The sequence below is a fragment of the Bartonella sp. TT29SHDZB genome (assembly GCF_042193395.1).
Taxonomy (GTDB): Bacteria; Pseudomonadota; Alphaproteobacteria; order Rhizobiales; family Rhizobiaceae; genus Bartonella.
Genome location: NZ_JBHILQ010000007.1, coordinates 74,176 through 94,231 on the forward strand (window position 1 = coordinate 74,176; position 20,056 = coordinate 94,231).

At 38.4% G+C, this 20,056-nt stretch carries 17 protein-coding genes and 1 other RNA gene; 7 read left to right on the forward strand and 11 right to left on the reverse strand.

What is annotated here, in order from left to right:
- Nucleotides 1–228: 228 nt before the first annotated feature.
- The 3 genes from ACFIJJ_RS05145 to ACFIJJ_RS05155 are packed head-to-tail and all read right to left on the reverse strand — an operon-like array spanning nt 229 to nt 3,550.
- Nucleotides 229–2,055, reverse strand: a complete 1,827-nt coding sequence (locus ACFIJJ_RS05145; protein ID WP_375646177.1) for an aminopeptidase P family protein — start codon at nt 2,053–2,055, stop codon at nt 229–231.
- Nucleotides 2,056–2,072: 17 nt separating this feature from the next.
- Entirely contained in the window at nt 2,073–2,942 is an 870-nt protein-coding gene (locus ACFIJJ_RS05150) for a 50S ribosomal protein L11 methyltransferase (RefSeq protein ID WP_375623357.1), read from the reverse strand.
- A 26-nt stretch (nt 2,943–2,968) separates the two neighbouring features.
- A complete protein-coding gene (locus ACFIJJ_RS05155; protein ID WP_375623355.1) occupies nt 2,969–3,550 on the reverse strand; it encodes an SCO family protein in 582 nt (193 codons plus the stop codon).
- 139 nt (nt 3,551–3,689) lie between these two features.
- Between ACFIJJ_RS05155 and ACFIJJ_RS05160 the strand changes: the two genes are divergently transcribed.
- A complete protein-coding gene (locus ACFIJJ_RS05160) occupies nt 3,690–4,319 on the forward strand; it encodes a DapH/DapD/GlmU-related protein (protein WP_375646178.1) in 630 nt (209 codons plus the stop codon).
- Nucleotides 4,320–4,375: 56 nt separating this feature from the next.
- Here the strand turns inward: ACFIJJ_RS05160 and ACFIJJ_RS05165 are convergent, their stop codons facing one another.
- From ACFIJJ_RS05165 to ssrA, 5 genes are all read right to left on the reverse strand, one after another.
- Nucleotides 4,376–6,715, reverse strand: a complete 2,340-nt coding sequence (locus ACFIJJ_RS05165; protein WP_375646181.1) for an ATP-dependent helicase — start codon at nt 6,713–6,715, stop codon at nt 4,376–4,378.
- 119 nt (nt 6,716–6,834) lie between these two features.
- Nucleotides 6,835–7,086, reverse strand: coding sequence for a ribbon-helix-helix domain-containing protein (locus ACFIJJ_RS05170; protein ID WP_273790764.1), 252 nt, complete (start codon nt 7,084–7,086; stop codon nt 6,835–6,837).
- A 10-nt stretch (nt 7,087–7,096) separates the two neighbouring features.
- A complete protein-coding gene (locus ACFIJJ_RS05175; RefSeq protein ID WP_375623348.1) occupies nt 7,097–7,279 on the reverse strand; it encodes a DUF4169 family protein in 183 nt (60 codons plus the stop codon).
- An 8-nt stretch (nt 7,280–7,287) separates the two neighbouring features.
- Nucleotides 7,288–7,833, reverse strand: coding sequence for an SspB family protein (locus tag ACFIJJ_RS05180; RefSeq protein WP_375623346.1), 546 nt, complete (start codon nt 7,831–7,833; stop codon nt 7,288–7,290).
- A 181-nt stretch (nt 7,834–8,014) separates the two neighbouring features.
- Nucleotides 8,015–8,371, reverse strand: a transfer-messenger RNA (tmRNA) gene (gene ssrA, locus ACFIJJ_RS05185).
- 97 nt (nt 8,372–8,468) lie between these two features.
- Here ssrA and ACFIJJ_RS05190 point away from each other — a divergent pair.
- The gene (locus ACFIJJ_RS05190) at nt 8,469–8,774 is read left to right on the forward strand and encodes a DUF2853 family protein (RefSeq protein ID WP_375623344.1); all 306 of its coding nucleotides are present in this window, start codon (nt 8,469–8,471) and stop codon (nt 8,772–8,774) included.
- Nucleotides 8,775–8,841: 67 nt separating this feature from the next.
- Here the strand turns inward: ACFIJJ_RS05190 and ACFIJJ_RS05195 are convergent, their stop codons facing one another.
- From ACFIJJ_RS05195 to ACFIJJ_RS05205, 3 genes are all read right to left on the reverse strand, one after another.
- Complete coding sequence (locus ACFIJJ_RS05195; protein WP_375646183.1) at nt 8,842–10,149, reverse strand: MFS transporter; 1,308 nt, start codon at nt 10,147–10,149, stop codon at nt 8,842–8,844.
- A 653-nt stretch (nt 10,150–10,802) separates the two neighbouring features.
- Nucleotides 10,803–12,113 carry an MFS family transporter gene (locus ACFIJJ_RS05200; protein WP_375646184.1) on the reverse strand — a complete coding sequence of 437 codons (1,311 nt, stop codon included), beginning with the start codon at nt 12,111–12,113 and terminating at the stop codon, nt 10,803–10,805.
- A 952-nt stretch (nt 12,114–13,065) separates the two neighbouring features.
- Entirely contained in the window at nt 13,066–14,373 is a 1,308-nt protein-coding gene (locus tag ACFIJJ_RS05205) for an MFS family transporter (protein WP_375623338.1), read from the reverse strand.
- A 213-nt stretch (nt 14,374–14,586) separates the two neighbouring features.
- On the opposite strand from ACFIJJ_RS05205, the gene ACFIJJ_RS05210 reads away from it, so the two are divergent.
- The 5 genes from ACFIJJ_RS05210 (at nt 14,587) to ACFIJJ_RS05230 (ending at nt 19,768) form a co-directional block, all read left to right on the forward strand.
- Nucleotides 14,587–15,381 carry a thymidylate synthase gene (locus ACFIJJ_RS05210; RefSeq protein WP_375623336.1) on the forward strand — a complete coding sequence of 265 codons (795 nt, stop codon included), beginning with the start codon at nt 14,587–14,589 and terminating at the stop codon, nt 15,379–15,381.
- Nucleotides 15,378–15,887: a dihydrofolate reductase gene (locus ACFIJJ_RS05215; protein WP_375623334.1), complete on the forward strand. Its 510-nt coding sequence runs from the start codon at nt 15,378–15,380 to the stop codon at nt 15,885–15,887. The genes ACFIJJ_RS05210 and ACFIJJ_RS05215 overlap by 4 nt, the downstream gene beginning before the upstream one ends.
- A 119-nt stretch (nt 15,888–16,006) precedes the next feature.
- Entirely contained in the window at nt 16,007–17,152 is a 1,146-nt protein-coding gene (gene hflK, locus ACFIJJ_RS05220) for an FtsH protease activity modulator HflK (RefSeq protein ID WP_375623332.1), read from the forward strand.
- A 2-nt stretch (nt 17,153–17,154) separates the two neighbouring features.
- A complete protein-coding gene (gene hflC / locus ACFIJJ_RS05225; protein WP_273790755.1) occupies nt 17,155–18,093 on the forward strand; it encodes a protease modulator HflC in 939 nt (312 codons plus the stop codon).
- A gap of 151 nt (nt 18,094–18,244) precedes the next feature.
- Nucleotides 18,245–19,768, forward strand: coding sequence for a Do family serine endopeptidase (locus ACFIJJ_RS05230; protein ID WP_375646187.1), 1,524 nt, complete (start codon nt 18,245–18,247; stop codon nt 19,766–19,768).
- Nucleotides 19,769–20,056: the final 288 nt, after the last annotated feature.

The window sequence follows — 20,056 nt, forward strand, 5'->3', positions numbered from 1 at the left end:
AAGAAACTAGGGATATGGTAGTGTCTAGATGGTAATACCCAAAATAAGCATTACCACGTGCAGGCGTATCTCACTCTGCTTCACCTAGGTCAGTGTTTGCCATATCAGAAAAAACGTGAAGTATCTTGTAGAAATATTTTTTGTATTTCCTGACGCAAGTACATATTTTTCTCTAAAAAAAGACGGTGATGTTTTTGTAGAAAGGGTAAAAGTTATAGGTTGCTTGATTTAAAGGGGCATTGTTGCCTCTTTTGCCCATTTTTTATCTTCTTCGTTCAAGTAAGGTGCATTAACCTGATAAACATGTGCATGGTAATCATTAAGCCATTGTCGTTCTTCTTGTGTCAAAAGCTCTGGAAGGATTAACCGTCGATCAATGGGGCAATGTGTGAGTGTTTCGAACGAGAGCATTTCTATATCTCCACCATCAATTTTTTGTGCTGCCTGCACAATCATCAAATTTTCAAGACGGATACCAAAAGCGCCTTCGCGGTAATAGCCTGGTTCGTTTGAAAGAATCATACCGGGGATGAGTTCTTGGCACCCTTTGCGGGAAATATTTTGCGGTCCTTCATGGACAGAAAGATAAGATCCAACACCATGACCCGTGCCATGGGCATAATCAAAACCAGCTTTCCATAATGCAATGCGTGCAAGAGCATCAATGTCTTGTCCACGTGTGCCTTTTGGAAATCTGATAGTTGAAAGCGCAATCATGCCTTTGAGGACAAGCGTAAAACAGCGTTTTTCTTCTTCTCCAATATTGCCGATTGCTACGGTGCGTGTGACATCAGTCGTGCCATCACGATATTGTCCACCTGAATCAACAAGATAAAGTTCACCGGCTTTGAGTTGTTTATTTGTTTGCGTTGTTACACGATAATGAATAATGGCACCATTTGCTCCTGTTGCTGAGATTGTATCAAAAGAAAGATCTTCAAGTTTTTCTCCCATTTCTTTTGCTGTATTTATGCGAAATTCTTCTAATTTTTGAGCAGCAGAAATTTCATTTATTGACCCTGGTATTTGTTTATCTAACCAAGAAAAAAAACGGGTTAGGGCAACACCATCGCGTAGATGCGCTTTGCGTGCGCCATTGAGTTCTGTGTCATTTTTAATGGCACGTGGTAGAGCAGCAGGGTCGGTAAGCGTGATGAAAGAGCTGTTTTCTTCTTTAATGATAGTGCGTAATTTTTCGCATGTTAGTTGTGGATCTAAGGCAAACACTGTCCCTTTTTGAATATACTCTTTGATCTTGGGAACAAGCTGTTCTGGTTCATATAATTTTGCATAACGTTCCAGATATTGTTTCTGTTCTACACCAAGTTTTTTGCTGTTAATGAATAAGGCTGGTGTTTCATTAAGTGGAATGAGAGCAAAACAAAGGGAAAAAGGTGTATTGGAAACATCATTGCCCCGTATATTAAATGTCCATGCAATGGAAGAGGGGTCTGTAAAAATAAAGGCATCTGCATTGGCTTTTTGTATATATCTGCAAATCAATGCCAACTTTTCATCTGAACTGCATCCTGCATATTTGAGAGGATGAACTGATAGGGCAGATTGCGGTAATTTTGGTTGATCATGCCAGAGCAAATCAATGGGATTATGTTGAACTTCTACAAGTGTCCCGCCGGCTTTATTTTCTAATGCGTTTTTCAATATATCGATAGCAGTAATGGTGTGAAGCCATGGGTCAAAGCCAATAGAAAGTTTTTTTCCATTTGTTTCAAGCCATTGTGAAGGAGGGAAGATTATTAGATCTTCATAATCAAAAATATGAGGATCAGTTTGTTGGCGGACTTGAAGTTTATAGCGTCCATCTGTGAATATAATGGCTTTGTTTTTTAAAATGAGGGCAATCCCAGCTGAACCAGTAAAGCCGGTTAGCCAGCTAAGACGTTGAGCATGAGGGGGGACATATTCTCCTTGATGTTCATCGCACCGTGGAACAAGAAAACCATCGAGCCCAAGGCGATCAAGTTCTTTACGAAGGGAGGCAATGCGTTTTGCAGCATGCGTGGGATTTGTTGTCGCCTCAAAAGATTGATACATAACAACGTCCTTTTCATTTATTTTAGATGTATCGTTACCCATCCTTGCCGGTGGTATGTTTCGATATGCTTCAGTCCTTGTTTTATATAAATATCTAAAACATGGGCGTGTTGCTCTTCAAGAATTCCAGAGAGTATAAGTGATCCTCCTTTTTTAAGAGCTTTTACCATTTCTTGCGCAAGTTCAATGAGAGGATTGGCAAGAATATTGGCAACAATGAGATCAAAAGGGGCTCGTGTTGCAATGTGTTCATGCATAAAACCTGTTGCAGTAACCGCTGTAATATACTCTTTTACGCCATTAAGCTCGATATTATGTTGTGCAACTTGAATAGCAATAGGATCAATATCGGAGGCGAGAATAGTAATGGGCTTGAGCATTGCTATGCCAATGGCTAAGACTCCACTGCCAGTTCCAAGATCAAGGGCATTTTGTGGATTTTCGTGTTTCATTACTTTGGCAATCATTTCCAAACAACCGGCTGTTGTTCCATGATGCCCAGTTCCAAAGGCTTGATTCGCTTCAATTTCAATAGGGAGAACATTTGCTGGAATGGTGTTTCGGTGGTGACTTCCATGAAGGAAAAAAGGACCTGCATGTATAGGTTTTAGTCCCTCTAGGCTTTTTTGTACCCAATCAATATTGGGTAAAACTTCTATATTAATTTTATCAAAATCTATAGAGAGAACGCTTGCAAAACGTTTCAATGCGTGCTCCTGATTGTCTTGATCAACATATAGAGAAAGTTCATATATAGCATTTTTTTCGTCTATCTCTACAAGAGCAAGAGGATATCCTTCTTCGTCAAAAGCTGTTTCTATGAGGGTATAAAATTGCTCTGCTTCATTTTTAGAAGCAGTACAATAGAGGCGAATTTGTTGCGACATGCTGTTCTTTCTTTTGATCGGCTTTTTTAGTTTAAGATAAGTTTTTTTAACCGTTCAATGGCGATTTCATCTTTTAATTCGCTATCGCTTTCTTTCGTATCATAACGGATAACACCTGCTAACTTTCCGCCTTTTTTGAGTAAAAAAATTGCTGCCGTATGGTTATAAGTATAGTTTCCATCTTCCCCAGGGACTTTTTCAGCAACAATGTTGAAAGAATTGACCATTTTATGAACTTTATCAGGAGCTCCGCTAATGCCAATGATTTTATTGTTAAAATTACTGAGATAATTATGGAGTATTTCTGGTGTATCACGTTCGGGGTCAACAGTCACAAACCATATTCCTAACTTATCCGCTTGTGGTCCAAGGGCTGTAAGCCATCGATCAAGATTCATCAGTGTGGTAGGGCAGCTTTCAGGACACATTGTAAAACCGAAGAAAATTATTGAAGGCTTATTTCGAATATCAGCTTCGGTAATCGTTTTTCCATTTGAATCAGTGAGCGTAAAGTTATCACCTAAAGGCTTATTTATAAATGCATCATAAATAAAAATCCCCGTAAGAAATATAACTGTTAGCCCTAAAATGCGGAGTACATTTTTCATAGTTTGTCTCTTTTAAAAGTGTCAAAAAATTCTAGCATTGGCTGGTTTGTTTTGCAATGTTTGTTTCACGGTTGATTTTATTGGTTTGGTTGGTATGTCTTTCCATATCTATTGATGAAACAATTGATGGAAGGCAATAATGAATATTGAAAACGATCTTCGATTTCATGAAAGTAAACCTCGTATCCATACGACAGCACGGCTGCATGGTTGTAAATTAGGGCGCTATGTGGAAATTAATGAGCGGGTAGTTTTGCGTGATGTAATAGTTGGAGATTTTTCTTATTTAGAACGTAACAGTGAGGCTATTTACAGCGATATTGGTCGTTTTTGTTCTATTGCATCTCATGTACGGATGAATGCGTTGGAGCATCCTATGGAGCGTGTTTCAACGCATAAAATAACCTATCGTCCAAACGAATATTTTCGTTATATGGCATTAGATAGTGGTTTTCGTGAAAGGCGTTGTGCAAAACGTGTTATTATTGGGCATGATGTGTGGATTGGACATGGTGCGGTTATTATGCCTGGAGTGACAATTGGTCATGGCGCTATCATTGGTGCGAACGCTGTTATAACGAAAGATGTTATGCCTTATACGATTGTCGTTGGGGTGCCTGCTAAGCGATTGCGGATGCGGTTTCCCAATCATGTGATAGAATGCCTTTTAGATATGGCTTGGTGGGATTGGCCACTTGATAAAATTCACGACGCATTGCCTGATATGCAAAATCTGCCCATTGAAGCCTTTGTTCGCAAATGGAAATGATAGTCAGAATAAAACAAAATGATCTCTTGGAAAAACGGATCATGGTTTGCTTGTAATTAAGCTTTGTTTACAAAATTATCTAGTACACGCTTTTCTCCGGCTTTTTCGAACATTATTGTCAATTTATGATCGTCTATTGCTGTAATATAACCATAACCAAATTTTATGTGAAAAATCCGATCATTGACAGAAAAATCTGATGGTGTATGAGAGATTGATTGCGTGATAACTTTTCCTTCAATATTCTTGTTTTTTTGTGCACGCTTTTGTCTTGGTGTTGCATAGTCATTATAAAAAGAATCGTGATATTGAAAGGAAGATTTTCCATAACCACCATAAGATGTTTCCATTTCTACAACTTCTATATGCTCTGCTGGTAATTCATCTAGAAAACGAGAGGGGAGAGCAGGTTGCCAAAATCCATGAATTCTTCGATTAGATACAAACCAGATATGCAAATATTTTTTTGCTCTTGTTAGACCTACGTAAGCAAGGCGCCGTTCTTCTTCTAATCCTGAACGTCCACCTTCATCTAATGAGCGCTGGTGGGGAAAGAGTCCTTCTTCCCAACCTGGAAGAAAAACTGTTTCAAATTCAAGCCCTTTGGCTGAATGAAGTGTCATGATGTTGACTGCATCCATATTTTCATTATTTTCCGTTTCCATAACGAGTGCAACATGTTCCAAAAAACTTTGAAGATTTTCAAATTGTTCCATGGAACGAATCATTTCTTTAAGATTTTCTAGTCGTGTAGGAGCCTCTGGTGAGCGATCTTCTAACCACATGGTTGTATAACCAGAATCATCAAGGATGATTTCGGCAAGTTCTCTATGAGGAGTGTCTTGAAGCATATTTTGCCAGCGGCGGAAGTTTTCAATAAGGCTTCGTAACGCACTGCGTGCCTTAGGCTTTAATTCATCTGTTTCAATGATGTCAGCGGCAGCAGAAAAAAGAGGAACAGCACGTGCACGTGCACTCTCATAAAGAATGCGCAGGGTTGCATCTCCTATGCCGCGTTTGGGTGTATTAATAACACGCTCAAAAGCTAAATCATCAGTGGGTTGGACAACAACGCGTAAATAAGCCATGGCATCACGTATTTCCATTCGCTCATAAAAACGAGGACCACCAATGACGCGATAATTAAGGCCAAGTGTTACAAAGCGATCTTCAAATTCACGCATTTGAAATGATGCGCGTACCAATATAGCCATATGATTTAATGCATGACCGGTTTGTTGTGCGCGTTCGATTTCTTCTCCGATTGCTCGTGCTTCTTCTGCCGAATCCCATGCTGAATGAATTTTTACCTTTTCTTCCTCACTCTTTATTTGAGCAGAAAAAAGGACTTTTCCCAGTCTTTCTTCATTATGCGCAATGAGATGGGAGGCGGTTTTGAGAATATGGGATGTTGAGCGGTAATTGCGTTCTAGACGAATAATTTTAGCAGAAGGAAAATCTTTTTCAAAACGTAATATGTTTTCGACTTTTGCACCACGCCATCCATAAATAGATTGATCATCATCGCCAACACAACAAAGATTAACATGTTGACCTTGAGGATGTTGGGCTAAAAGGCGAAGCCAAAGATATTGTGCTGTATTTGTATCTTGATATTCATCGACAAGAATATAACGAAATTGAGAATGATATTCGCGAAGAATATCTGAATTATGTTGGAAAATAGAGATAGAATGAAGTAGAAGGTCACCAAAATCACAAGCATTAAGATCTTTTAATCGATTTTGATAACTGTGATAAAGTTCGCGCCCCATGCCGTTACCAAAGGAATGAGCATCACTTTTTGAGATATGTTTTGGTGAAAGTCCTTGATTTTTCCAGGAATCAATCATCATGGCAAGGTTTCGTGCGGGCCAACGCTTATCGTCTAATCCTTCAGCTTGAATAAGCTGTTTTAAAAGTCGAAGAACATCATCGCTATCAAGAATTGTAAAGTTTCTTTTTAAATCAACAAGCTCTGCGTGACGGCGTAAAATTTTAGCTCCAGTGGAATGAAAGGTTCCAAGCCAAGGCATACCTTCAACAACTTCTCCAATAAGTTCACCAATCCGTATTTTCATTTCACGGGCTGCTTTGTTGGTGAAAGTGACAGCAAGTATTTGCTGAGGAGAGGCAAGTCCAGAGCGTAAAATGTGAGAAATACGGGTTGTTAAAACGCGCGTTTTTCCTGTACCAGCACCTGCAAGAACTAAAAGAGGTCCCTCAGTATTCATAACAGCTTGTTGCTGTTCTGGATTGAGTTGTTCTAAATAGTCTGTGTTATATGACTTTTGTTCTTTTAGAGTATGGGAGAAAAAACCAGAGCTCTTCTTATCATGGTCTGGAGGGGAATCTTCTTCAAAGGAAGGTATGTTGTGATCAGAAAAATTACTCATTATCTCTCTTTTGTAGTCTTTTTTTCATTGAAGTTCTAGATTAAAAAAACTTCTCTTAAAAAGTCACAACAGTTTCAGTTGAACAGACAGAAAGAGAACGTAAAAAATAAGCACAAACATTAAAGGCGTTGGGTGAGAACGCTTTGAAGGGCATAAACGCGTAACGAGGCCGAGAGATTTACTTGTTGTGGTCTTTTGCTATCAATATCAGTGATAATAAAGGCTAAAGATTGTCCTTTTTGGCGAGCTATATCTTTTAGAATATCTAAAAATGGTGGTTCTAAAGAGACGCTTGTTGCGTGCCCATCAACGCGAACAGATATTTTTCGTGGAATAACTTTTGACCAATCGATAGAATTATTTTCGTGCATTTTTCTACCTTTATTCGTCATTTCGTAAACGATTTTGATCAAGAAATTTTTGCGTTTTTAAAGATTTTTGTTGCTCAAAAAGTTTTTCAGTTTTTGTTCGACCAAAACGATAACGATTTTGCTCAGCGCAAAGAGCTTTTTCTGTACGCTTTTTTTGTTTTCGAAATTGGCGAAGGTTAATTAATTCAGGCATGAGAAAGTTTATTTTTTCCGAAAAGAATCTAAAGAGACAACATCAGCACTTTGTTTTGTATCATTATTTGAAGGTTCTTTATTGGTACTGAGATTTTGTTCTTTTGTGAGCGTATTTTCTTTTTTTTGTTTGTTTGAGAGAGTAATGGGTGCAGATAAGGTGTTTTCTGAATTTTCACTTTCTCCAGAGGTCAGACTTGAGGGTAGATCAAATGCTGCTTCAAATGCTGCTACAGGATCATAAAAGACCTGAACGGAAGTAAAAGGAATTACCAGTTTTTCCGTTATTTCCCTGAAAGAGAGGGTTACTTCGAAGGCTGTTTCTGAAACACTGAGATCTCTAAACTGATGTTGCAAGACGATTGTCATTTGTTCAGGATAGCGATTTTTTAGCCGAGGAGAAATTTTAACGCCTGGGGCATTTGTCAAAAAAGTTATAAAAAAATGATGATTTCCCGGAAGACCTGCTTTGGCAACTTCCGATAAAACTTTACGGATAACTCCACGAAGCGCATCCTGAACGAGAATATCGTAACGGATTTGATCTTTAACCATCGAAGTTTATTCCTTTTATTTCACGTAGCAGAATGGATTGTATTGATATTGTGTAATAGAATGTATTTTAAAACTAGCAATATTTTGTCTACTATGTACCTCAATGAATCGAAAAAACACGAAAATCTATGGTAAATAATGTCTGATAATGTCTGAAAGATCAATCAATAACATTTAAAAAAGTGAAGGCTTCTGTTGCCAGGTGCCTTCGAACCCCGCTTAAACCTGCGACGGTTTAAGACTCAATTTGAAACATTCACACCACCTTAAGCGGCGAGACGTGCTTCCGCATAGTTGTCATTTGCAACTACTCATTTAGCCCGATAACGGTGGTACAATGCCGAGTAAAAGAGCGATCTTTACACCCTTGTCGATCCTATTTCGCCCCCACCAAAATATAACTTTGGTTTTTTATATTTTGGTGGAGGCGCCGGGTACCGCCCCCGGGTCCAATAGGTTTATTTCACCGTCCATTTATTACCATAGCTGGTAAACCAGCCCTCTAAATATAGATGAAGAACAGTCTTAGGAAAAGGGGGGGTTGTTAATATTTTTAATCCTCTAATTATTTATGGAGCTATACGAGGCGGCTATAAAGTATAGACCGCTCATTTTTGGAGAGGAGATGATGCAAAATGACAAATAATTTAGCAGATATTAAACTATATGATTCAAATCCCGATGAAGCAGCAATAGAACGACTTAGCCGTCGTTTAGCTTTAGTGATGAAAAAGCAGGATGCAGCGCTTGTTGCTACATCGGATCCAAAAGAGTTAGAACGTGTTGAAAAATGGGTTCAAGATGTTTTAGAAGCCGATGAGAAGAGTGCTAAAATGGCTGTTTCAAAAGTGGCTGAGATGATGTCTGGAGAGCGTAGAAAAAGTCGACTGACTTTTTATTATCTAGTTGCTAAGCACCTTAATGCACTTCATAAAATTTAAACAATATTAAATTTGCGATAATGATAAAAAAGCCCAATCTCTTGGGCTTTTTCGTTGATAAAAAGGGTTAATGTTTTTCATCTTCTTGGAGGTAGCCTCCTTTACGCATACTCGGGACAAAGAGAAGAGCAATGAATGCCATGATCATCACGACGGTTATATAAAAATAAAAGAGTGATTCATGACCGTACTTTTTTAATCCAAGCGCAACGTATTCAGCAGAACCACCAAATAAGGCGTTGCCAATGGCATGAGAGATGCTAACGCCTAATGCGCGTATTGAAGAGGGAAACATTGCTGATTTGACGACACCAGAGATGGATGTATACATGCTCATAATGAAGAGCAAGCCAATAATGACGGAAAAGGCAATCCATATACTATGCGTATTACCGATTATCCAGAGTCCAGGAAATGTAAAGATGACAGAGAGTATACTCCAAATGATAAGTAAAGTTTTTGTTCCAATTTTATCGGCTATGATACCAGCTATGGGTTGGAATAGGATGAAAATAAATAGTACAGCTGTCATAATCGTTGTTGCGGTATGTTTATCAAAGCCGGTGGTTGTGATCAGATATTTTTGCATATAAGTCGTAAAGGTGTAAAATGTGAGTGATCCTCCTGATGCAAAGCATGCAATTACGACAACGGCTTTTGTATGCTTGGTGAGAAGTTCCTTAAGACTGCCAGAGTGTTTGTGAGAGCGGCTTTCTTTCGTGGTTGTTTCGTGGAGAGAACGACGCAGATAAATCGCAATCACTGCCCCGAAACCACCAATCACAAAAGGAATGCGCCATCCCCATGCTTTTAACTGATCTTCAGAGAGATAAGATGCTAGAATAAATATAATGAAGCTGGCAAGAAGTTGACCTGTAATAAGGGTGGCTGATTGGAAAGAAGCAAAAAGCCCACGATGTTTTTTGAGAGCAACTTCGCTCATATAAGTGGCTGCTGTACCATATTCACCACCTGCTGAAAGTCCTTGCATCATCCGAGCTAAAAGTAAAAGGATTGCTGATGTTACTCCTAAGGTTTCATAGGTGGGAAGTATGGCGATGAAAAAAGAGCCACCACACATCATAAAAATGGATATAAGCATCGAGCGTTTACGTCCATAACGATCGGCGACAAACCCTAAAAACCAAGCTCCAATAGGGCGCATAAGAAAGCCAATAAAAAACACACCTGCGGTTTTTAACAGTGGCGTAATCGTATCACCATCGGAGGGAAAGAATTGTGATGCAAAATAAATTGATGCAAATGAGTACACGTAAAAATCATACCATTCTACGAGATTTCCTGATGCGCTTGCTATAATAGCAAAAACACGTTTTCTTGCATCCTGTGATGCTGAAGTTGTTTCATTTTTCATGAATTGTTCCCCTTTTGGATTTATAGTTCATATTTTCTAAACATAATTGTTTATGATTTCCAGAAAAATTCAATGGTATTATAACAATTTCTTAGGGAAACTCTTTAAGATGATTTATTAGAGTTATGTTGTCATTCGTTTTAAGATTTTTACTTGTGTTGTAGAATAAAAAGTTATCACATTGCATTTAAAGGGAGAGAACATTGAAAAGTAGATCAAGATACCTTTAAACTTGATGAGAAGAATGCAATATTGGCATCATACCGGAAGATTATAGAAGAGATGGTCTTTATGAGCAGAAAGCCCAAAAACTGAAGACATTTCATAAAGCTTAAGTTAATGTAAAAGGGGATTTTGTGTCCTTAATTATCTTATTGTATCATAACACATCATCATTTAGGAGGGGGAGGTAAGCCTCAGATAAGGTTTTCCGTATGAGGTGTTTTTTAGATATCGTGATAATATTTAGGGTAGGGCTTGCCTATAGAATCTTATCAAGTAAATTATATAAAGAGGGCAGTAACTATAGACAGCTTAAGAGAAACTGAGTTGTTTGTAAGACGAATGCGGGGCAGCATTTTTGTTCTTTATTAGGATGGATAGGAGATCAAAAAAAGCCCAATTTCTTGGGCTTTTTTATCCAGAAAATAAGTTTAATGAAGTCTATCGTCCTTATCGAGATATCCTCCTTTATCTATATCGGGCATAAGAAGAATAGAGATGAGTGCAATGACCATCATACCAACGATGTAAAAAAAGAAAACAGATTCGTATCCCATATTTTTTAATCCAAGCGCTACATATTCAGCAGAACCGCCAAAGAGTGCGTTGCCAATGGCAAAAGCAAATCCAACACCAATTGCTCGGATTGAAGCAGGGAACAATTCTGCTTTTATGATACCAGCAATGGACGTATAAAAACTCATAACACAGAGTATTCCAATAATAATTAAGAGTGCTGTCCATGGATTATGGGCATTACCGATCATTTTAAGTACAGGAATGGTGCAGATAATGGATAATGCCCCCCAACTAATGAGTGAAGCTCTTGCTCCAATTTTATCGGCTAGGGAACCAAAAAGGGGTTGGAGTAGCACAAAAACAAAGAGGGCTGCAGTCATAATCGTTGTTGCGGTTTGTTTATCAAAATCAGTGGTTGTGATCAGATATTTTTGCATATAAGTGGTGTATGTATAAAATGTGAGAGATCCACCAGCTGTAAAGCCAACAACCAAAAAGAAAGCTTTTTTATGATTACGAAAAAGTTCTTTAAGACTACCAGCGTGTTGTTCAGAGCGGCTTTTGAGGGTTGTTGTTTCATGAAGCAAGCTACGCAGATAAATTGCAACGATTGCTCCAAAGCCACCAATGACAAAGGGAATACGCCATCCCCATGCTTTTAACTGATCCTCGTTAAGGTAAATGGCTAAAATAAATATTATAAAACTTGCCAGAAGTTGACCTGAGATCGTTGTTGCATATTGAAAAGAAGCAAAGAGACCACGACGATTTTTGGGCGCAACTTCACTCATATACGTTGCTGCTGTACCATATTCACCGCCAACGGAAAGCCCTTGAAACATACGGACTAAAAGGAGAAGAAATGCTGCTGTTATTCCCAAGGTTTTATAAGTGGGAAGTATGGCAATGAGAAAAGAGCCACCACACATCATAAAAACAGAAATAAGCATTGAGCGTTTACGTCCATAACGATCCGCAATGTATCCAAAGAGCCATGCTCCAATTGGACGCATAAGAAAGCCAATAAAAAAGATTCCTGCCGTTTTTAACAGTTGTGTAACAATATCTTCATCTTCAGGAAAAAATTGTGATGCAAAATAAACCGATGCAAAGGAGTAAGCATAAAAGTCGTACCATTCTACCAGATTTCCTGATGCGCTGGATATAATAGCAAAAATACGTTTCCTTGTATCATGTGGATCTAACGTTGTTTGATTATTCATGAAGTATTCCCCTTTTAGATTTATAACTTTTCTTCTTTTTAAAGTTGTTTACGATGTGCATTATAAAAACGCTATTGTAGCATGATAATTTTTTAGGGAAACATAAAGATTTTTTCTAGAGCTATCAGTGATGTTGTGGGCTCATGGTGTTGTTATATTGCGTAAATCATACGCTTTTTACTATCCTTAAGGAAATATTATTTTTTGTTTGATTGTGAATTATTTGCATATGCAGAGTATTTATGAAGATATGATACTCTTTAGTTTATATGCTTGATGTTGTTTCGTAAAATAATGTTATTGACTATTGCATGCGAGGTTGGTGTATCATTTAAAATACTTTTTAGGAATGATCTTAAGTGTTAAGGAGGAGTACAATATTAAGAGTTCGCCAATAGTATAATAATAGCGGCTTGCACTTTTATTAAGTGTAAAGAGAGTAATGCCTATGTTTATATTTTACGGGGCTTTTACGTTATGTCATTCACGGGTACCGTTGTGAAATGGAGTTGGGTACATTGAGAAATGTTTCTCAAAAAAGTGTGCGAATTCATAATATAATTGTATTTTCTATTTTTCATGAAAGGATTTGTGTTGCATGAGGGGTACCATTAAGAACGTATTAAACAAAATCATGAGTGTAGTCTTTATTATTGATAAAATCTCTTGAAAGATAATCACTTTTCTTCGACTTTGAGTGGAAATGGGAATATTAAAATAAATCAAACGTTTTTTATCTTTAGTGAACTAAATTCAGAAAAAGAAGTATTTATTACATCATAATATGAAGCCATTTATTTTTATAAGCGGCGTGTGCAGGAGGGAACATTGCTTCTTTAGAGTGTTTGAAGGGATAAAAAATTGTGAGCTTTAAACTTCTATCGGAAAGAATATAAAAAAGCCCAGAATACTGGGCTTTTTTGTTAAAATCCTTGTTTGTTAACATTAAAGGTTAATGAATATCGTCTCCTTGTAAATACCCTTTTTTGCGAGCATCTGGCATTAAGAGAACAGAAATGAATGCAATAATCATCATGCCGGTTATATAAAAATAGAAGACAGATTCATATCCAAGATCTTTTAATCCAAGCGCGACATATTCAGCAGAACCGCCAAACAGTGCGTTGGCAATAGCATAAGAGAGCCCAACTCCTATTGCTCGTACTGAAGCGGGAAACATTTCTGATTTTACAATGCCAGAGATAGATGTATAAAAGCTCATAATGCAGAGCATTCCAGTAATGACTGATAAAGCAATCCATGTACTATCAGTATTACCAATCATATTAAGTCCAGGAATAGTAAAGATAATAGATAAGACACTCCAAATAAGGAGAGAAGTTCTTGTTCCAATTTTATCTGCGAGAGAACCAAAGAGGGGTTGGAGTAACATGAAAACAAAGAGTGCAGCTGTCATGATTGTTGTGGCTGTATGTTTATCAAAGCCAGTGGTTGTGATCAGATATTTCTGCATGTAAGTCGTATAGGTGTAGAATGTGAGCGATCCTCCAGCTGTAAAGCCAATAACCAGAAAGAAAGCTTTTCGGTGGTTGCTCAGAAGTCCCCGAATACTACCAGCTTGTGCACTAGAACGACTTTCTTTGGTTGTTGTCTCATGGAGTGTGCGGCGTAGATAAATCGCAACAATTGCGCCGCATCCACCAATGGCAAATGGAATACGCCAGCCCCACGCTTTTAGCTGATCTTCGGTGAGATAAAGCGCTAAAATGAATATAACGAGACTGGCTAGAAGTTGACCTCCAATCAGTGTGGTATATTGGAAAGAGCTAAAAAATCCGCGGCGATTTTTGAGGGCGATTTCGCTCATATAAGTTGCTGTTGTACCATATTCACCACCGACAGAAAGCCCCTGAAGCATTCTGAGTAAAAGTAAAAGAATTCCTGCTGCCATTCCAATGGTTTCATAGGTAGGAAGTAGGGCGATTAAGAACGAACCACCACACATCATAAAAACAGAGATAAGCATTGAGCGTTTGCGTCCGTAACGATCGGCAATGAAGCCAAAAAGCCATCCGCCGATTGGGCGCATAAGAAAACCAATAGCAAAAACACCCGCCGCTTTTAAAAGTTGCGTAACGTCATTGCCATCTGAGGGAAAGAATTGTGATGCAAAATAAATAGATGTAAAGGAATAAACATAAAAGTCATACCATTCTACTAGATTACCTGATGCACTGGACACGATAGCCCAGATACGTTTTCTTGTATCATGTGGTTTTAAAGCTTCTTGTTTTTCCATAGTCGATCCCTTTATTTGATGTTCATCCATCTTTGTTCATTTATGTTATTTTCTTAGAAGCTGTCTATAGTATTTTATCTTTTGCATCAAAAATTTAGTTAGATCATGATAATTTCTTGTGTAAGATGTTTTTGGAAAAAGATTTGAATTATGTTTGTACGGATTTTACAGTTTTTATTTTCTATAATAAGAAGAATCGGACATAATACCCTCATGAAATCATATCTTGCTCTTTTATCTCATGTTTTAAATCAGGGTATTGATCGGACAGATCGAACGGGTGTTGGCACGCGATCTATCTTTGGGTATCAGATGCGCTTTGATTTACAAGCAGGATTTCCGTTGTTGACAACAAAGAAGCTACACTTACGTTCAATTATTTATGAACTTTTGTGGTTTCTTAAAGGCGATACAAATATTGCTTGGTTGAAAGAGCATGGTGTGTCAATTTGGGACGAGTGGGCTGATGAAAAGGGAAATCTTGGTCCTGTTTATGGTTATCAGTGGCGTTCTTGGCCTGCTCCTGATGGACGCCATATTGATCAAATTAACAATCTTTTAACGATGATTAAGGAAACGCCAGATTCTCGTCGCTTGATTGTATCAGCTTGGAATCCTGCATTAATAGAGGAAATGGCGTTGCCTCCGTGTCATTGTCTTTTTCAATTTTACATTGCTGAGGGGAAATTATCCTGTCAACTTTATCAGCGTTCGGCGGATATTTTCTTAGGTGTTCCGTTCAATATTGCGTCTTACGCATTGTTAACAATGATGATTGCGCAAGTAAGCGGTCTTAAAGTAGGGGATTTTATTCATACTTTGGGGGATGTTCATCTTTATTCTAATCATTTTGAACAGGCACAATATCAATTGTCTCGTATACCAAATACTTTGCCATCTATGCGCATAAATCCAGCGGTAACAGATCTTTTTTCTTTTAAATTTGAGGATTTTGAATTGCTTAATTATAAAGCACATCCCCATATTAAAGCGCCGGTAGCAATATGACGATTTCCATTTGTTTTATTGCTGCTGTTGCAGAAAATGGTGTTATCGGTCGTGAAGGTGCAATGCCGTGGCATTTATCAACGGATTTGCAACGCTTTAAAGCTTTGACATTGGGTAAGCCCATTATTATGGGGCGAAAAACTTGGGATTCTATCGGAAGGCCTTTACCAGGGCGTACAAATATCGTCATTACGCGTGATTGTACCTTTTGTGCTGAAGGGGCTGTTGTTGCTCACTCTTTATCGCAAGCTTGTTTTTTTGCAACAAATGTTGCTTCTCAAAATAATATAGAGGAAATTTTTATTATTGGTGGTGGTGAAATTTTTCAACAAGGGTTGCATATGGCTGATAAAATATTCCTTACAGAAGTTTTAGCTTCTATAGAAGGTGATAGTTTTTTTCCTGTTTTTGATAAAGAAAAGTGGACTATTGTGCAAACACAAGATATTCCAAAAGGGGATAAAGATAGTCATCCGACACGTTTTGTTGTTTATGAGCGGAAATAATTTTTTGTAATATAAAGCGGAAGGGGTTATCAGTTGTATTGTAATGAGGTAAGAGGCACCCTATAAGATCAAGCAAATGGTTGGTATTCGAGTAGTGGTAATCAGTTAAAGAGGTGATAATGCCCTGGACAAATCAAAATGGTGGTGGCCCATGGAGTGGCGATAAAACCAAAAACAGTGGTGATAAAAAAACACCCGCTAAGAATCTTTTTGGTTCTGGTGGCGGTAATGGTGGCGAAAATGGTCCCAATCTTAATGATATTTTGCGCAAAGGACAGGATCAGTTTAAACAATTTAGTAGAGGAGGAACTTTTGTTTTGTTCCTTCTGTTTGCTGTGTGTTTTTTGCTCTATCAGTCACTTTATATTGTCCAACAAAATGAGCAAGCAGTGGAATTGCGTTTTGGCATCCCTAAAGAAGGCATCATTGGTGATGGATTGCATTTTCATTTTTGGCCAATTGAGACCTATATGAAAGTACCTTTAACGGAAAAAACAATCGCGATTGGTGGGAAGCCTGGTCAGGTGCAACAAAGTGATGGTTTAATGCTTTCGAGTGATCAGAATATCGTGAATGTTAATTTTTCCGTTTACTATCGGATTTCATATCCTAGTCAATTTTTATTCAATGTGAATGATCAAGAAGGAACAGTTCGCCAAGTTGCTGAGAGTGCAATGCGTGAGGTCATTGGTTCGCGGCCGGTTGATGATGTTTTACGTGACAAGAAAGAAGAAGTTGCTAATGACGTTAGAAAGATTATCCAGTTGACTGTAGATAAATATCAACTTGGTGTTGAAATAAGCCGTGTGTCTATCAGTGAAGCTGCTCCTCCGACAAAGGTTGCTGCTGCGTTTAATTCTGTTCAGCAGGCGGAGCAGGAACGTGGAAGAATGATTGAAGAGGGGAATCGTGTACGTTTTACGAAAATTGGTTTAGCAAATGGTGAAGCTTCACGCACACGGGAAATCGCAAAAGGTGAAAAGGCACAAATGGTTGAAGAGGCAACAGGGCGTGCTGAACGGTTTCAGGCCATAGCTCGTGAGGCTGCGATTTCACCAGAAGCTGCGCGCTACCGTCTCTATATGGAGACGATGGGGCGGATTCTTTCTTCACCCAATAAGCTGGTTCTTGATCAGGCAAATTCTCCAGCCGTGCCTTATTTACCTTTGAACGAATTGTTGCGTAGCAAGTCGTCGGAAAAAGTAAAGGCAACATCAGCGCGTCCTGCGTTACTCTTAGATTCTCGTATTTCTGGAGGAGATTAATTATGCAGCAATCTCGCTTTTTGTTTGTTTTTAGTGCTATAGTGTTTGTTTTGATGATTTTGTGGATGTCCGTATTTATCGTCTATCCTCGTCAACAAGTAGCAATTAAGCGTTTTGGACAAATTGTTCAGGTGGAATCTAATCCTGGAATCTATTTCAAGGCGCCCTTTATCGATAAGATGATCATTGTTGATAATCGGTTATTGCGTTACGATGTTCCTACACAATCTGTACAGGTTCGTGGTGGTGCGTATTATGAAGTGGATGCGTTCTTTATTTACCGTATTACAGATCCTAAGTTGTTCTTACAGCGCATTGCTTCTGGGCGTCCACAAATTGCGGCACGTGAAAACCTTGCACCACGGTTTATTGACGCTTTGCGTGCTGTTTATGGTAAGCGAGAATTTAAAGCAGCCTTATCGGATGAACGAGGCGCGATGATGGCTGAAGTACAGAAGCAATTTTCTGTAGATGCAGGTTCGTTGGGTATTACCATTGTTGATGTGCGTATTCGTAAAACCGACTTGACTGATGCTGTTTCAGAAGATGTTTATCGGCAAATGGCAGCTGAACGTGAAGCTGCTGCGGAAAATATCCGTGCTCGTGGTCAACAAGAGCGAGATCGTATTGTAGCAGAAGCTAATCGTGAATATGAGGAAATTGTAGCAGCGGCAAAGCGTGATGCTGAAATTACCCGTGGTGAAGGTCAAGCTGAAAGTATTCGTCTTTTATTGAATGCGAGGGAGGCTAATCCGTCCTTTTATGATTTTTGGTTGGCGATGGAACAATACAAGAATTTAGAGAAAACACCGATGGTGATTTCTCCAAATGAGGATTTCTTTTTCTATTTTCGTAATCCGCCGCAGGCAAATAAAGCATTCTTACCGACAATGAATACTGGCATTAGTAAAACTGATCCAAAATCGGGAGAGAATAGATAAAATAATGGATTGCAGATACGAGATTTTACATGAAAAGAATGATCTGTGACCATTTTCTTTTATGGTAAAAGTGGTAGAGAGTATCGAGCCGTGCTGGTTTTATGTAGATAAATTTAGTGGGGCTCTTTGCATCTTTGATTAAAGGCATGTCATGGATAGAAGTGTCGTGAGTAAAAATACGTTTTTGAAGTCTTGTATCACAAGAGTTGTTTTTTGTGTGACTTTGTTTCTATCAGGGGCAGGTTTGTCTTGGGGAGCAGAGACAAGCAAGGCATTGCTTTCTATTCCTGATTTAGCTTCTGAGCTTTTGGAAACAGTTGTGAATATTTCCACGGCACAGACTGTTGAAGGAACAGAACAGGATGAAAATACCTCGGTACCCGTTATCCCAAAAGATTCATTGCTGGAGGAATATTTTAGTGATTTTTTTACACCCAAGGATGCTCAAAAAGATAGTCAATTTCAAAAGGTGCGTTCTTTAGGGTCTGGTTTTGTGATTGATGCGCAAAAGGGGATTATTGTTACAAATTATCATGTTATTGTTGATGCTGATGATATTGAAGTTAATTTTACGGATGGTACAAAACTAAAGGCAAAGCTTCTTGGAAAGGATAGCAAAACTGATTTGGCGTTGCTTCAAGTCGATGCAGGAAGTAAAAAATTAAAAGCTGTGCGTTTTGGTGACTCAGAAAAAGCACGTATTGGTGATTGGGTTATGGCTATTGGTAATCCTTATGGTTTTGGTGGAAGTGTGACGGTTGGTATTATTTCTGCCCGTAACCGTGATCTTAATGCTGGTCCCTATGATAATTTTATTCAAACAGATGCAGCAATTAATCGGGGCAATTCTGGTGGGCCGTTGTTTGATAGAAATGGTGAAGTCATTGGCATTAATACAGCAATTGTTTCACCTTCGGGAGGATCTATCGGTATTGGATTTGCTATTCCATCGGATATGGCTCTTTCTGTTATTAATCAATTGCGTGATTTTGGAGAAATAAGACGCGGTTGGTTGGCTATTCGTATTCAGCCCGTAACAGAGGATATTGCAAAAAGTTTAAAATTGGACAATGCTGTAGGGGCATTGGTGGCTGGTAAAATAGAACAGACGGAAGAAAATAATGTAGATAATAGCCAGTTACAAACTGGAGATGTCATTCTTTCTTTTGGTAATTCCAAAATTAAGCATGCACGTGATTTGCCGCGTTTAGTTGCAGAAAGTTCAGAAGGAAAGGTGGTGGATGTTACTGTTTTACGGAATGGGCAAGAAGAAACAGTACAAGTTAAGCTTGGACGTTTGATTGAAACAGATCCAAATGAAGATACAGAAGAAGAAGTTGATGATAAAAAAAATCAAGATCTGTCGAAAAACGTGACAATGCAATTTATGGGAATGACATTATCTGAATTGACAGAGGATTTGCGTCATCGTTATTCAATTTCAGATAAACTTCGAGGACTAGTGGTGACATCTGTTGCACAAAATAGCGCAGCGGATAAAAAGCGTATTCGCGTTGGTGAAGTGATTGTTGATATCAATCAGAGTTCTGTCACAACAATTGATGAGGCTAAAAAACGTATTCATAAATTACGTGAAGCTGGACGCAAAAATGCTCTATTTATTGTAGCGCGTCCAGATGGAGAGTTACGGTTCGTAACGATCCTAATGGATTGATATTTGAAAAATTCATTTTTTGTTTTTATCAGCTTTAGTATATGGGATATTTTGCAAGCTAGGCATGTGATGTCCAATATTTCTCAAATTCATTTCACGATAGAGAGTATGGGGTGTGCAATATAAAATCCATTGGGCAGCTCTATTTTTGCGTTAAATAAAAGTACAAATTGGTGCCTTCATAGTATTTTCCAGTTCTCAATATTATAACAACCTAGACTTTGAAAATGCTGCATAAGAGATATTGCTACGCCTTTCTTAAGTCTATTTTTATCTTTGCTTGTGATG